The organism is Ruegeria sp. HKCCSP351, assembly GCF_017872535.1.
In the GTDB taxonomy this organism is placed as follows: domain Bacteria; phylum Pseudomonadota; class Alphaproteobacteria; order Rhodobacterales; family Rhodobacteraceae; genus Ruegeria.
Genome location: NZ_JAEDOV010000004.1, coordinates 194,712 through 208,070 on the forward strand (window position 1 = coordinate 194,712; position 13,359 = coordinate 208,070).

General features: G+C 58.9%; 14 protein-coding genes. 6 read left to right on the forward strand and 8 right to left on the reverse strand.

Annotated elements, in window-relative coordinates; genetic code table 11:
* Nucleotides 1-42 precede the first annotated feature (42 nt).
* The 3 genes from I9182_RS10585 to I9182_RS10595 are packed head-to-tail and all read right to left on the reverse strand — an operon-like array spanning nt 43 to nt 2,892.
* The gene (locus I9182_RS10585) at nt 43-1,032 is read right to left on the reverse strand and encodes a TIGR01620 family protein (protein ID WP_209598206.1); all 990 of its coding nucleotides are present in this window, start codon (nt 1,030-1,032) and stop codon (nt 43-45) included.
* Complete coding sequence (locus tag I9182_RS10590; protein WP_209505463.1) at nt 1,025-1,480, reverse strand: GNAT family N-acetyltransferase; 456 nt, start codon at nt 1,478-1,480, stop codon at nt 1,025-1,027. The genes I9182_RS10585 and I9182_RS10590 overlap by 8 nt, the downstream gene beginning before the upstream one ends.
* Nucleotides 1,477-2,892: a YcjX family protein gene (locus I9182_RS10595; RefSeq protein WP_209598207.1), complete on the reverse strand. Its 1,416-nt coding sequence runs from the start codon at nt 2,890-2,892 to the stop codon at nt 1,477-1,479. Before I9182_RS10595 ends, I9182_RS10590 begins: the two co-directional genes overlap by 4 nt.
* A 107-nt stretch (nt 2,893-2,999) precedes the next feature.
* On the opposite strand from I9182_RS10595, the gene truA reads away from it, so the two are divergent.
* Complete coding sequence (gene truA, locus I9182_RS10600; RefSeq protein WP_209598208.1) at nt 3,000-3,767, forward strand: tRNA pseudouridine(38-40) synthase TruA; 768 nt, start codon at nt 3,000-3,002, stop codon at nt 3,765-3,767.
* Nucleotide 3,768: 1 nt separating this feature from the next.
* Here truA and I9182_RS10605 read toward each other — a convergent pair whose 3' ends face one another.
* Genes I9182_RS10605 through I9182_RS10615 form a run of 3 tightly spaced genes read right to left on the reverse strand, consistent with a single transcriptional unit; the run spans nt 3,769 to nt 6,190 of the window.
* Complete coding sequence (locus tag I9182_RS10605; protein ID WP_209598209.1) at nt 3,769-4,683, reverse strand: hypothetical protein; 915 nt, start codon at nt 4,681-4,683, stop codon at nt 3,769-3,771.
* Nucleotides 4,668-5,342: a DUF1007 family protein gene (locus tag I9182_RS10610; protein ID WP_348540396.1), complete on the reverse strand. Its 675-nt coding sequence runs from the start codon at nt 5,340-5,342 to the stop codon at nt 4,668-4,670. The genes I9182_RS10605 and I9182_RS10610 overlap by 16 nt, the downstream gene beginning before the upstream one ends.
* Before the next feature lie 44 nt (nt 5,343-5,386).
* Nucleotides 5,387-6,190: a thioesterase family protein gene (locus tag I9182_RS10615; RefSeq protein WP_209598210.1), complete on the reverse strand. Its 804-nt coding sequence runs from the start codon at nt 6,188-6,190 to the stop codon at nt 5,387-5,389.
* A 231-nt stretch (nt 6,191-6,421) separates the two neighbouring features.
* On the opposite strand from I9182_RS10615, the gene I9182_RS10620 reads away from it, so the two are divergent.
* The gene (locus I9182_RS10620) at nt 6,422-7,357 is read left to right on the forward strand and encodes a glyoxylate/hydroxypyruvate reductase A (RefSeq protein WP_209598211.1); all 936 of its coding nucleotides are present in this window, start codon (nt 6,422-6,424) and stop codon (nt 7,355-7,357) included.
* A gap of 15 nt (nt 7,358-7,372) precedes the next feature.
* On the opposite strand, the gene I9182_RS10625 is transcribed toward I9182_RS10620, so the two are convergent.
* Entirely contained in the window at nt 7,373-7,729 is a 357-nt protein-coding gene (locus tag I9182_RS10625; protein WP_209505457.1) for a hypothetical protein, read from the reverse strand.
* 177 nt (nt 7,730-7,906) lie between these two features.
* Here I9182_RS10625 and I9182_RS10630 point away from each other — a divergent pair, with 177 nt between their 5' ends.
* The 3 genes from I9182_RS10630 to I9182_RS10640 all read left to right on the forward strand — a co-directional run bounded on the left by I9182_RS10630 (nt 7,907) and on the right by I9182_RS10640 (nt 10,216).
* Entirely contained in the window at nt 7,907-8,740 is an 834-nt protein-coding gene (locus tag I9182_RS10630; protein ID WP_209505455.1) for a bifunctional allantoicase/(S)-ureidoglycine aminohydrolase, read from the forward strand.
* 112 nt (nt 8,741-8,852) lie between these two features.
* The gene (locus tag I9182_RS10635) at nt 8,853-9,176 is read left to right on the forward strand and encodes a hypothetical protein (protein WP_209505453.1); all 324 of its coding nucleotides are present in this window, start codon (nt 8,853-8,855) and stop codon (nt 9,174-9,176) included.
* A 53-nt stretch (nt 9,177-9,229) separates the two neighbouring features.
* Entirely contained in the window at nt 9,230-10,216 is a 987-nt protein-coding gene (locus tag I9182_RS10640; RefSeq protein ID WP_209598212.1) for a glyceraldehyde 3-phosphate dehydrogenase NAD-binding domain-containing protein, read from the forward strand.
* A gap of 36 nt (nt 10,217-10,252) precedes the next feature.
* Here the strand turns inward: I9182_RS10640 and I9182_RS10645 are convergent, their stop codons facing one another.
* Nucleotides 10,253-11,188, reverse strand: a complete 936-nt coding sequence (locus tag I9182_RS10645) for a LysR family transcriptional regulator (protein ID WP_209598213.1) — start codon at nt 11,186-11,188, stop codon at nt 10,253-10,255.
* Between the two features lie 330 nt (nt 11,189-11,518).
* Between I9182_RS10645 and I9182_RS10650 the strand changes: the two genes are divergently transcribed.
* Nucleotides 11,519-13,324 (forward strand): BamA/TamA family outer membrane protein, encoded by a 1,806-nt coding sequence (locus tag I9182_RS10650; RefSeq protein ID WP_209598214.1) that lies wholly within the window; start codon nt 11,519-11,521, stop codon nt 13,322-13,324.
* The last annotated feature ends 35 nt before the right edge of the window (nt 13,325-13,359 follow it).

Here is a 13,359-nt window from a genome sequence, read left to right on the forward strand (position 1 = left end):
AGGTAGAGTGCAGAAGGGTGTGGTCCGACGCTTTGCTCTGGATCAACCCTTGGAGAACAGACCCTGCAAGGCCCGTTTAATGATGCCTCGTGTGGAAGGTTTGTGGCGCTTAGAGAACGGTAAGGGGCGGCAGACCTCCATCGCGGCCACACCCACTCGGGCGCTGAGTGCACCGTTAACCAGACCTTCTCCGAACCGTCGGGACAATTTGCTGAGAACAGATCCGCCCAGAACAGGTTCCAGCAGATCGTCACCAACGGCCACCGCGCCTGTTGCGACCAGATGCACAAAGACGGCACGGGTCAGACGCCAGCTTCCCAACGTGCCAGCCCACCCCCCGTAGATTTCCGCAATGCGACGGATCATTCGCAGGGACGCAGCCAGTGCCGTTACAACATCCGCCAGTGCCAGAGGGACCAGGGCGGTCACGGTGGCAACCTGCCGTGCGGCGGCCTCAACCTCACGGCTGGCGGCGGCGTCGAGCGGGGCCAGCAATTCATCCTCGGCAAGGTTCAAAAGCGCCTCGGCATCGAACTGTTCCCCCATCCGTTCGGACAATCGCTCGCGACCCCATCGGGTATCCTCGCGCCCTTTGTAGAATGCAATGATGCGATGTGTGACAGCACGCGCCTGAGCCAGGTCTTCATCAGCCAATGCAATATCCGCTGCACGGCGCATCCCATCAACACGGGACAACCGCCCCAAAGCAGCGAGTTCGCGCAGCGCGATGATCACAACCACCAGAACCAATGCAGCCAACAGTCCGGCAACGATCCAACCCAATACAGGCGTCCGCGCCACCAGAGAGGTTGCAAAATCCCAGGCGGCCACCGATATGGCGGCCCCGACCACCGAAAGCGCAAGCCCCCAGAACCAGCGCGCAAGGGCCGAAGGTTTGCGGGCCGCCAGCCGGGCCGCGCTTTGCATCGCCTGTCCCTGAGGCGGCACAATATCCGGCACCGGTACAGCCTGCGCGACATCAGCAGCGGGTTCATCATCGTCAAGATCGATCAGAACCGGACCTTTAGCCATTTGTCGCATCCTTTCTGTGCCAGACAAACCTAATGTCCGGTAGCTTTTCGTCGTTTTCCGCCCCATCGCTGCGTGCCACTTCGGCAAAGCCGTTTCGCTCATAGAACCGACAGGCACGGGAATTATTCTGAAACGCGTACAAGCCCAGCCGCCGCTGGCATGATTTCGCGTGATCCAGCAATTGCTGACCGATCCCCTGCCCCCGAGCTTGCGCATCCAGATAAAGTGAATGGATTTCACCCCCATTCAGCGCCAGAAACCCGACCACGCCTGTCTCGGCCTCGGCCACAGTGACCCAGTCCTGATCAATCATCCGGCCGCAAAAGGCGATGGTTTCAGCACAGCTGTGCAATTTGGGCATCCAGTCGTTTTCCAAAGCGAAGCCGTGCAAGATCATACCGATTGTACCGGCATCCGTGGTGCGTGCGGGGCGCAGTGTCGCGATCACAATCTGTCTCCGATCAGGAACTGCGCCGCACGATCCAGTCGAATATGCGGGGGGCCGTCACCAGGTTTCAAGGTTAGTTTTGCCGGGGCAAAGGCCATGAACCCATAGTCTTCGTTCAACCAACTCTCCGCCCCTTTTCGCGCCGGACCCAACAGATGCGCCGGATCCTCGGGCAATTCTCCGGGATAAAAAGCGGCCTGTTTGCCGCTGCCTAACAAAGTGCCACGCACGCATGGCAGATCGGTTCCGTCGTGGCTGCGTATCTCTTCGGTTGTTGCACGTAACGAGGCCAGAGACAGGGCCGCAGTCCGGGCTCCGGCGAAACTCGCACGATCGCGCGCCTCGCGTGTCAAAGCCTCGATAATTGCGGTCAGGCGGGGATGCTGCGTGTGGTGCAGGTGGTCCGCTTTTGTCGCAGCAAACAGGATGCGTTCGACTTTTTTACCCAGCAAAAGCTGGCTCAGCCATGCGTTCCGGCCCGGACGAAAAGCCGACAGAATATCCGCCATCGCGCGGCGCATATCTTCAACCGCCTGAGGACCCTTGTGAATTGCGCCCAGCGCGTCAACCAGAACCACCTGCCGGTCAATCCGCGAGAAGTGATCCCGAAAGAATGGTTTGACGACCTGAGATTTATAGGCTTCGAACCGCCGTTCCATCTCGCGCTGAAGGGTCCTGCGCCTCGACGGGCCCGTGATTGCCAACGGTGCAAAGGTCAGAACCGGAGACCCCGCCAGATCGCCCGGCAACAGGAACCGTCCCGGAGTACAGTCATAAAACCCGGCATCGCGCGCTGCGTTGAGATAGGCGGTGAACGACGCGGCCAGAGCTTGTGCGGCAAGTTCATCGTGCCCTGCCGACGGGTCTGTATCTTGGACCAGCGCCAGATATGCGGTTGCCTCTGCGCGGGTCTTAATCAGTGCCAGTGTTTCCTGAGACCAGTCTGCGTAAGATTTGTCCAGCAAGGCCAGATCCTGCAGCCATTCTCCGGGATAATCGACGATATCCAGATGGATCGTGCGCGGCCCCTGCAACCCGGCAAGCAGCCCGGCGGGGCGGGCTTTGAAGGACAAGCGCAATTCAGACACAGCGCGCGTGCTGTCTGGCCAGTGCGGTGTCGGTCCAGTCAGGGCAGACAGGTGCGATTCATAATCGAACCGGGGCACGGTGTCATCCGGTTGGGGTTGCAGAAAGGCGGCATTGATTCGCCCCTCCTGCTGCGCAACCAGCCCGGACATACGGCCCCGATCCAACAGATTGGCAACCAACGAAGTGATGAATACTGTTTTGCCGGACCGCGCCAGCCCGGTGACACCCAAACGGATGACCGGCTCGAAAAATGTCTCGGACACGCTGTCGCCGATGCTTTCGACGCCACGTGCAAGACTGTCTGCCAGTGAAGAGATGACCAATCCGCCGCCCCGCAATTTTCCTTTTACCCAAGATAGGTAGCGGTCGCGACACATACCAGCGCTTTCGCCCCCTTGCCCGATCCTGCGCTGCGCTGTACCAGCGGCACATGCCCAGATATGCGTTGAAAGTTGAATACCAGGGGGAACCGTTTGCCGGATGGCAGCGGCAAAAGGATCAGCCGTCGGTGCAAGGTGCCATCGAACAGGCCTTGTCCCGCATTCAACCGGGTTCGCATACGATTGCTGCAGCGGGGCGCACGGACGCCGGCGTTCACGCTCTGGGGCAGGTTGCCCACTGCGACATGGCAAAGGAATGGGACCCGTTCCGCCTGTCTGAGGCGCTGAACTATCACCTCAAGCCTCTCCCAGTGGCCATCGTAAAGGCCGCCCCCGTGACCAAGGATTGGCACGCGCGGTTTTCAGCGGTTGAACGGCAATATCTGTTCCGCATCCTGATGCGCCGGGCGCCCGCAACCCACGACCGGGGACAGGTCTGGCAGATTAGCCACCAGCTGAATGTCGACGCCATGCAGGAAGGCGCAAACATGCTGCTGGGTCGGCATGATTTCACTACGTTCCGGTCGTCGATCTGTCAGGCGGCCAGCCCGGTCAAAACCCTTGATGAACTGCGCGTTGAATGGGTCGAGGGCTTTTCCGGCCCCGAGGTTCATTTCCACGTGCGCGCTCGGTCGTTTTTGCACAATCAGGTGCGCAGTTTCGTCGGAACCTTGGAACGTGTGGGCGCCGGAGCGTGGACCCCGGAAGATGTGCGTGAGGCTTTAGAAGCCGCCGACCGCGCTGCCTGCGGGCCGGTGTGTCCGCCGCACGGGCTGTATCTGGCGCGGGTCGGATATCCGGAACCGGTGTTCGACTGATCTAAACCGCGCGCAGAAGCAACCCGCCTGCAATCACCGCAATGACAAGTCCCGCCACCAGTTCGATGGAGGGTGCCAGAACCGACGCAAAGCGCGTGGCCGACGCCGAAGCCAGTAGCCCGCCGCGCAGACCAAAAGACGTCCACCCGACCAGCGTAGTCACAGTCGCCGTGCCAAGCGCCATGGCGAAAGCACCCGCGATCCCCACCATGGCGATGCCCATTTGCCACGTCAGGATCAGTACAAACAAGGCACCGGTACAAGGCCGCGCTGCTATGCCTGCGATCAGGATCAGGGCTTCGCGCAACGTGCCCACATTTGCGACCTCGTCCGCGGTTGGACCATGACGATGACCGCACTCCGCACAGGCTCCCTCATCATGATGGTGCTGATGGGTGTGATCGTTAGAGACATGCTTTTTTTGCTGTCGTGCGAAATTGCGCACAGCCCGTACAACCAGCCAAAGCCCAATCAACGCAATGGCCCCGTAGCTGATCGGAGCCATCACCTGTTCGGTCGTCCCAACTAGGCTTTCGCGGGACATCTGAAAGACCAGCACCCCCGCGTAGACCAGCACAACCGCCGTCACCGCCTGACCAAGGCTGGACAATACACTGATCGCCGACAACCGCCAGAAGGCGACACGCCGACCCAAACCGTAGCCCCCTATCAAAACCTTCCCGTGGCCCGGACCCACAGCATGAAAGAACCCGTAGGCGAAACAGATGGTCAGAAGCGTGGCCACCGCCTGAGGCTGTTCCGCGCGCGCGGCACGCAGGGACCGCGCGATCTGGTTCTGAAAGTCCCGCTGCTCTCCGGCAGCCCAACCTGCCAGACTGTCAAACCCACCGCTGCCCCAGAACCAAAGCAGCAAACCAAAGGCCAGAGCGACCGGAACAATCAGGAAACGGGACATGAAACAAGGATCTCAGTCGCAAAGCTCTCACCAACCAAGGGAATATCGTTTTCCTCAAGGTCGTAATCCGCGTCCAGTGTCAACAGAAACGCCTGCATCTGTGCAAGCTGCCCATCTATGTCGGGTTCGTTACGATCCATCTGGCATAAAGCTGGGCCTGTCACAGTTACAGGGCGCGTTATCTCATAGGCCGTATAGAAGGACTCATCAAATGCCTTGGCGGAAAGCCCTGTGGCAAGTATTGCGTCGCCTTCGACCACCCGCAAATGGGTGGTTACAATCCGCCCGTCTTCCGTTGTCGCACTGGGCTCCATTGGACCGGACAGAGCCACCAGTGCGCCGTCTTTGGTGAGCACGAGGTCGCCGTTGTACCCCTCGACCCATTGCATATCGAACCCGCTCAGACGTTTTTCTTCGTTTTCCGTCAGAATGCCGTCAGCATCCTGATCCAGATTCATGTCTTCCAGAACAAGCAGAGAGTAGAATTCGTCATATGCCCACGTCACCCGGATATGGGTCAGGTGACCGGCCTCATCCACGATGAATTCCAGCCCGGTGTCGATAAAGACATGCGGGTGGGATAGTGCCGGGATCGGCAGGCAACAGGTCATGAAGGTGAAGAGCCAGCGCATATGCGCAAGATAGGTCTGACGGGACACGGCGACAACGGCCTTTACACACGCATGCGGAAACTGGCCGACCTTCAGACTGGCGGGAACAGCACCAGTGTTTGCAGGGCGGTTCCTACAGGGCCTTGCGTGTCGAAAAGCACGGACTGAGACATGCCGATTCCCGTAGGTTGCCAATGTGAAACCGAACTGGACGCCAGCCAATCTGACACCGGTTCGCGGTGGATATTCACGGTCAGATCGGTGTTCATGAACCCCATTTCCGACGTCGGAGCATTCCACGAGATTCCATTGCCGCAATCCGCCAACGGGCACAGTGCCTGAATGGGCGACTGATCTTCGCCGCTCAACAGCTTTGGGGTGCGCATCCAGACCGTTTTGGGTCCGGCCCCCTGTTTGCCGTCTTTGGGATAAAGGATGTCACTGTAATGGGCGAACCCTGGCAAATCGTGACGAATCTCGCCGATTGGAAAAGGGCCTTCTACCGCGTCTTCCAACTGTGGCGCGCTGGTTTCGACGTTTGCCACCGCGCCAAGATCGCGCCGCGCCAGATGCATGGTGGTGGCCGTGGCGCAGAGTGTGTCATCCAGATCGTGCACCGCAACCCGTGTGGTCGCCAGCGTCTTGGTATGGCGCGTGGTTTCTGCGGCAACCCGCAACCCGGCCAAGGGCAGAGGGCGCAACAGGTCAACTGTCAGGCGGGTCAGCATCTTTTCGGGGCCAATCTCGGTTTCCGCTGCCCGCACAATCAACCCGCTTACCGGCCCTGCGTGGCAATGATCGGCAGACCATGGACCGCGTGCGGGATCATTTCCGACAAACGCCCCATCCTCGCGCTGACAGAAATAAGTCTGATCCGTGAAGTCGAGCCCTGCCATCAGTCCCCTCTGATCATTCGCTGCGTTGTGTGCCTCGGCTCACTCATACCGGTAACCGATTGCGATGTAACGTGGTTTCCCCGGCGCGCGGTAAGTGGTACCTTCACGAAACTGTCCTTTTCGGGTTTTGAAACCAGGCTGTACTTTTGGGCACGAGGATGGCTTAACTGACCTGATCCTGTCCACCGCTGTGACGGGACGTCACCACATCACATCCAAGTGGGGTCGCATATGGCGTTGTTGATTGAAACCGGGTTGTCGGACTGGATCGGGGATGAGGAAATCGCCGCCACATTACAGGCCTTGGCACCCGGTGCCGACATCCGCACACCCGAAACGCTGGGCGACCCCGGCGACATCACGATGCTGGCCGTGGTCAACATGCAAAGCAATCACCCTGCGAAGTTGCCCAACCTGAAACTGGTCCAGAAGCTGGGGGCTGGGGTTGAGACCATTGTCGGCCATCCTGACCTGCCTCCGCATATCCGTGTGGCGCGATTGAAGCCAGACGCGCCTGCGCAAGGCATCGCCGAGTGGTTTCTGGCCTATATCCTGCGCGCTCAGCGCCACATGGTTTTTCACGAGGCATCCCAGAGTCGCGCCGAGTGGTTGCCGCGCGCGCCCGTTTTCACACCTGATACGGTTGTGGGCGTTCTGGGTCTGGGCCATATCGGGGCCCGCACTGCCCGCATGTTACGTGCCGTCGGGTTTCAGGTCATGGGCTGGAGCCGCTCACCAAAGTCCATCGATGGTGTCACCTGCCTGCATGGGCAAGACGCGCTGCCTCGGCTGTTGGGGCAATGTGATCACGTCTGCGCCATCCTGCCTTCGACGCCGCAAACCGTGGGTCTGTTTGACGCGCAGACGCTGGCCGCGATGAAGCCGGGCAGTCAGTTGCTGAACGCCGGACGCGGAAACCTGATTGACGAGGCCGCACTGATCGCGGCGCTGGATAACGGCTCACCAGGCCATGCCGTGTTGGATGTTACATCACAGGAACCGCTGCCAAAAGACAACCACTTGTGGCGGCACCCTGCCGTTACGATCACACCGCATGTCTCGGGCTGGTATCTGGGTGATGCACTGTCGGATGTGGCCGAGAACTACCACAGGCTCAGGTCCGGCGATCCCCTGTTGCACGAAGTCAGCCGGGATCTGGGGTACTGATAACCAAGTCAGAGATCAGGGCGTCAGGATCCAGTTTCCGTTACCGTCATTGCACCGGCGAGTCCTGATCTCGCGGCTTTGATCGCTGCCTTCAGGCTGGATGACATGCTGAAGGCCGACGCAGTTGCCCTGAACGTTTTGCACCCGGACCGTTCCTTTCGAGCCGGTTTCGTCGTTTTGCCAGGACCGTTCCTGCCCTACAGAGGGCGTGCCATTGTTCAAAAGCGCATTCGAGGTTGCGCTGACCACTTCAAAGTCTGCCGGGGACAGCCCCATCTCAGCTATGATTCGGGAGAGTGACTTGGCGTCGGCGGAACCGGTCATCAATAGGGTGCCGCACGCGGCAATGACGGGTAAAAACTGGGCTTTCATAGCGGCCTCACAGAACTGAAATCATTTGTGACCAAGGATATACCTCTGTTTCAGCAGGGCCAAGCCCCCGGGGTACCGACCTTCAAAATATCCCGAACAAACCTATCGCGCGTCAGGACCTAATAGCGCCGCGCCTTTGTGCCCATAGTGCCATTCAAACGATCCCGAGGCACACAAATGACCCATCCGACCTATTTCGCCCCGACCGGCGGCCATCCCGGCCAGAACCAGTTGCTGACCGACCGCGCCATGTTCACTGACGCGTATGCGGTCATTCCCAAAGGTACGATGCGCGACATCGTCACCAGCTATCTGCCGTTCTGGGAAGGAACACGCCTGTGGGTTCTTTCACGCCCGCTCAGCGGATTTGCCGAAACGTTCTCGCAATACATCATGGAAGTGCAGCCCGGCGGCGGCAGCGATCAGCCAGAGACAGACGCGCAAGCTCAGGCGGTGCTTTTTGTCGTCGAAGGAACAGTCACTTTGACACTGAATTCGGAAAACCATGTGTTGGAGACAGGCGGATATGCCTATATCCCCGCCAGCAGCGACTGGACATTGCGGAACACTGGCCAGACGGCAGCCCGGTTCCACTGGGTCCGCAAAGCCTATGAGGCCGTTCCCGGGTTGCCCGCGCCAGACCCGATCATCACCAACGAACGTGATGTGACGCCTGTAGAAATGCCGGGCACCGACGGCCGATGGTCCACCACGCGGTTCGCTGACCCACAGGACCTGCGCCATGACATGCATGTGAACATCGTCAATTTCGAACCGGGCGGGGTCATTCCCTTCGCCGAAACCCATGTGATGGAACACGGTCTTTATGTTCTGGAAGGGAAAGCGGTCTATCGCCTCAATCAGGACTGGGTCGAAGTTGAGGCCGGAGACTACATGTGGCTACGCGCTTTTTGCCCGCAAGCCTGTTACGCAGGGGGGCCGGGCCGGTTCAGGTATCTGCTTTATAAAGACGTCAACCGGCATATGTCCCTGTCCCTGTCGCACCGCTAAGCGGCGGGTTGGGAAAAAAATCGCAGTGATTATTTGCCCCAGGGCTTCACACAAGGGTCGGAATTTGCTGAAATCCAAGTAATTTCTTGTCTTGAGCATTGGAGATTGGTCCATGAAACTGCGACTTGCCCTGATAGCCGTTGCCGCACTCGCTACCTCTGCAATCCTGCACACCGCACCCGCCATTGCAGGGGAAGAGACCAAATCCGTCTTCGTCATGAGCCGCAACTGGGCTGTGACACAGGTCGCAGACGAACCGGTCGTTTATCGCGCCACACGCGACAACAACAACCTGAACCCGTTCGGTCCGCCCCCACGCCTTCGGACAACGCAAGCAATTGCTGCCATTCAACAAGCGACGGGCTGCAAGGTGATCTTCAACAGCATGTACCAGAATATTTCGGGTCAGTTCTTTTCTCAGGTCAGTTGCAAGTAAGCTGTTGTTGATCAGGCATTGAGGTCGCCCCGACGCCCTGCCATAGCTTGCGCATGAAACTCGCGATTAATGGATTCGGCCGCATTGGCCGCACGATCCTGCGGCAGGTTCTGGCCCTGCCTGAAGGGTCGGATATCGAGCTGGTGGTGATCAATGACATCGCGCCGCTGGAGACCTGTGCTTACCTGTTCAAATACGACAGCACCTTCGGCCCCTATCCCGGCGATGTGTCACAGGGCGATGCCGCGCTGATCGTAGACGGACGCACTGTTCCTATGACGCACAGTGCCGATCTGACACGCGTTGATTTATCCGGCGTAGACGTGATGCTGGATTGTACCGGGGTCGCGCGCGCATCCGACGTGGCGCGTCGCGGATTGTCTGCGGGCGCCAGCAAGGTCCTGATCTCGGGTCCTTCGCCTGCGGCCGACTTAACCGTCGTTCTGGGGGCGAACGAGGATCAGTTGGGCAGCGCCCGGATCGTATCGAACGCCTCCTGCACAACGAATGGGCTGGCACCGCTGGTCAAAGTGCTGGACCACATTGGCGGTATTTTGTCGGGCCATATGACAACCATCCATTGCTATACCAACAGCCAACCCATGGTTGACGCCCCGCGCGGCGACCTTGCCCGGTCGCGGGCCGGTGCGCTGTCCATGGTTCCGACAACGTCCAGCGCCACACACCTGATCGACGTGGTCCTTCCACATCTGGCCGGGCGCATCTCGGGTGCCGCAGTTCGCGTCCCGACAGCCAGCGTTTCGGCGGTCGACCTCGTGGTCACGCTGGAACGCGGTATGCGGGCCGAGGATTTCGATCATGCTTTGCGTCAGGCTGTTGTCGCGTCACCGGTTTTGGGTTGGACGGATATGCCGCTGGTCTCTTCCGATTTGCGGGCGCGCCCGGATTCGCTGGTCATTGCCGGGCCGGAAACCCGCATGGTCGGAGAAAATCAGGTGCGCGTTTTCGGCTGGTACGACAATGAATGGGGCTTTTCGGCTCGCATGCTGGACGTGGCCCGTCTGATGGCCGCGTCGTGACCGGACTAACCTTCGTACACAGCGTCGGGTCGGCAACTATGGTTTAGGCCCCGCGACAGGGTATTCTGTAACGCGAACCACCTTACTGATCCGTTCAATCATGAAATCCATGAACAGGCGTGCCTTTGGATCCTGGTGGCGCCGATGCGTGTATAGGCAGGCCATCTGAACTGAAACAGGCGGAGTTTCCGTTGCAACCGGCACGAGGCGGCCGGATTTCAGATGCTCGGCCACCTCGAAAACCGGCTTCATTGCAATGCCTTGACCGGACAACGCCCAATCCGTCAGAACATCCCCATCATCACATTCGAACCGCCCGGACACGGCAAATCGTTTCGGACCATCGGGTGTGACCAGCATCCACTGAAACTCGGTCGCACCCGGAAAGCGCAGATTCAGGCATTCATGCTTGTCGGCAATCAGGTCAGCCCCGGTCTTAGGCATACCGCGCCGCGCCACATAGTCCGGCGCAGTGCACAGTACACGCTGGCAGTCGGCAATCTTGCGAATACGCAACGTGCTGTCCTCGGGCTGGCCAATGAAAAACGCCAGATCCAGACCTTCCGTCGTCAGATCAACCGAGCGATCCGTCAGGCGCAAGCGGACATCAATCTCGGGGTATTCCGCAAGAAACTCGGGCACATGTGGAGCCAGCAGTCGCCGCCCCACCCCCAGTGGAGACGCCACGAACAACGACCCGCGCGGTGCCTCGGTCAGATGTGTGACCTGAGCCTCGGCCTCGTCCACCGCATCCAGAACCGCCACCGCACCGGGATAGAATGCCTTTCCTTGCTCTGTCGGGGACAGGTTGCGTGTGGTGCGCTGGAACAGACGTACACCCAGATGGTCCTCAAGCTGCGATATTCGCGCCGATGTCACCGCTGGCGAAATCCTAAGATCCCGCCCGGCCGCAGACATGCTGCCCAGATCGTAAACCCTGACAAAGGTTCGGATGTTGTCGAGATAGGACATTTTTTCGGTTTTTTTGATACCCGTTGACAATATACTGGGAATACCGAAGAACCGCCCGTTTGCCTAGTGAATTGCACTGGGCCAAGACCAAAGGCCGGCCCGGACATTTGTTGCATACGGTTGGCTATCGCCTGCAACGCGGCAATTCCAGTCTGCCAATCTAGATGCGCAATACGATTGTGTCGGCACAGACCGGGACAATTTGACCAAAATTACCCGATCCCGCGTTTATCTCTTTTCCCAATAGCATTCAGATGTTCTAACCTGACACTATAAGACCGTCCGTGACACGGTAGCTGAGATTTGGAACTGGGACAGTTGGGGCAATTCATGCAAGGGCGCACGCCGCAAGGCCGTTTGAAGTTCTGGCTGAGTGCCATTGTCATGGCACTGACCCCGAACGCTCTGATGGCGCTGGAAACCTCTCTGACGGCGCCGGGCGCTTCGAAGGAACTGGTTGAACGCCTGAAAAAGACATCATCGGTTACAACAGCGAAAGAGCGGGGCTTGGACACGCCACTTGAGATCCTGTCTGCCGCCTTGTCGGATTACCGCACGCTTGTACAGATCTTGTATGATGAAGGGTATTTCAGCCCGGTTGTCAGCATCAAGCTTGACGGGCAGGAAGCCGCTGAGTTGAGCTCTTTGACTGTGCCAACACAGATCAATAGGGCCGCAATTACTGTTGAAACCGGGCCAAGCTTCAAATTCGGCACGGCCATTGTTCAGCCCTTGGCGTCTGGTACCGTGCTGCCCGAAGGTTTCGCCCCCGGCAAACTGGCAACGACCGGAGCCATTCAAAATGCAGGCTCGGACGGTGTGCAGGGATGGCGGAATGCGGGCCATGCAAAGGCAAAAATTGAGGATCAGACCATTATCGCCCGCCACGCGCAGGCCCGTCTGGATGCGCAGATTGATTTGGACCCGGGGCGCAGGTTGACGTTTGGCAGAATGTTTATCAGGGGCGACACGGATGTGCGCCACCGGTCCATCGAAAAAATCGCCGGTTTCCCAAGTGGAGAAGTTTACTCACCAGAAAAAATCCAGAAGGTTGGAACGCGTTTGCGCCGAACCGGCACATTCAACGTCGTCTCATTGCAGGAACATGAGACAGCAAACCCCGACGGGACACTGGATTTCGACGCCACATTTGAAGACCTGCCAAAGCGCCAACTGACCTTTGGGCTCGAGCTGGCCTCGCGCGACGGTATCGATGTGACCGCGACCTGGATGCATCGCAACATGTTCAAACGCGCGGAACGCCTGCGTTTTGAGGCCGCGATACGAAATATCGGTGGTTCCGAAGATCTTGATGGGCGGATCGGATTGCGTCTGGATCAGCCCGATCGTCTGGGTCCGGACGACAATACATTCTGGAACGCGTTGCTGGAGCGCCGCAATACCGAAAACTACAATGTCTCGGTTGCGTCTGTGGCGTATGGTGCGCGCCGTACATTCTCGGACACGCTCTATGCTGAAGCCTCGGCTGGGTTACAGTGGTCAGATGCTGACGACGCCTACGGAAACGGCCGCAAGTTCAGGTACTTTATCCTGCCCTTCCGCTCGGAATGGGATGAGCGCGACAGTAAAGTTAGTGCCACACGCGGTTTCTATCTGGATTCTCAGATAATGCCGTTTGTCGGTTTTTCTGGCACCGATACGGGACTTCGCATGTTCTTCGACGGTCGGGCTTATACCAGCCTTGGCACGGGAGGAAGGATAGTGCTGGCCGGGCGGGCGCAGCTTGGATCGGTCATTGGCCCGCCTGCGAGTGGCGTTACACCTGATTTTCTGTTCTTTTCCGGTGGCGCGGGAACCGTGCGCGGGCAACCCTATGAAAGCCTTGGCATCCCTGTCGGGACCGGTGTCGCAGGCGGCAAGTCCTTTCTTGGACTTTCAGGTGAAATCCGGGGCAAGGTGACAGATTCCCTGTCGCTGGTCGGGTTTTACGACTACGGTGTCGTCGATACCTCTTCCTTTATAGGAAGTGGCGCGGAAGATCATGCAGGGGCTGGTATCGGCGTAAGATATGATCTGGGCGGTTTCGGACCCCTGCGGTTTGACCTGGCCTTCCCGGTAAGCGGCTCCAGCGGCGACGGTCTGCAGTTCTATATCGGGATCGGGCAAGCGTTTTGAGACGGCACCTTTCATACCCACTGCTGATTGGCACG

Excerpts from the sequence above, each read along its gene's own strand:
- I9182_RS10630 (WP_209505455.1), top strand. The coding sequence starts at position 7,907 with ATGACCCATCCGACCTATTTCGCCCCGACCGGCGGCCATCCCGGCCAG.
- I9182_RS10615 (WP_209598210.1), bottom strand. The coding sequence starts at position 6,190 with ATGGCAGGGCTCGACTTCACGGATCAGACTTATTTCTGTCAGCGCGAG.
- I9182_RS10635 (WP_209505453.1), top strand. The coding sequence starts at position 8,853 with ATGAAACTGCGACTTGCCCTGATAGCCGTTGCCGCACTCGCTACCTCT.
- I9182_RS10605 (WP_209598209.1), bottom strand. The coding sequence starts at position 4,683 with ATGTCCCGTTTCCTGATTGTTCCGGTCGCTCTGGCCTTTGGTTTGCTG.
- I9182_RS10645 (WP_209598213.1), bottom strand. The coding sequence starts at position 11,188 with ATGTCCTATCTCGACAACATCCGAACCTTTGTCAGGGTTTACGATCTG.
- I9182_RS10585 (WP_209598206.1), bottom strand. The coding sequence starts at position 1,032 with ATGGCTAAAGGTCCGGTTCTGATCGATCTTGACGATGATGAACCCGCT.
- I9182_RS10640 (WP_209598212.1), top strand. The coding sequence starts at position 9,230 with ATGAAACTCGCGATTAATGGATTCGGCCGCATTGGCCGCACGATCCTG.
- truA (WP_209598208.1), top strand. The coding sequence starts at position 3,000 with ATGCCCAGATATGCGTTGAAAGTTGAATACCAGGGGGAACCGTTTGCC.
- I9182_RS10620 (WP_209598211.1), top strand. The coding sequence starts at position 6,422 with ATGGCGTTGTTGATTGAAACCGGGTTGTCGGACTGGATCGGGGATGAG.
- I9182_RS10650 (WP_209598214.1), top strand. The coding sequence starts at position 11,519 with ATGCAAGGGCGCACGCCGCAAGGCCGTTTGAAGTTCTGGCTGAGTGCC.
- I9182_RS10625 (WP_209505457.1), bottom strand. The coding sequence starts at position 7,729 with ATGAAAGCCCAGTTTTTACCCGTCATTGCCGCGTGCGGCACCCTATTG.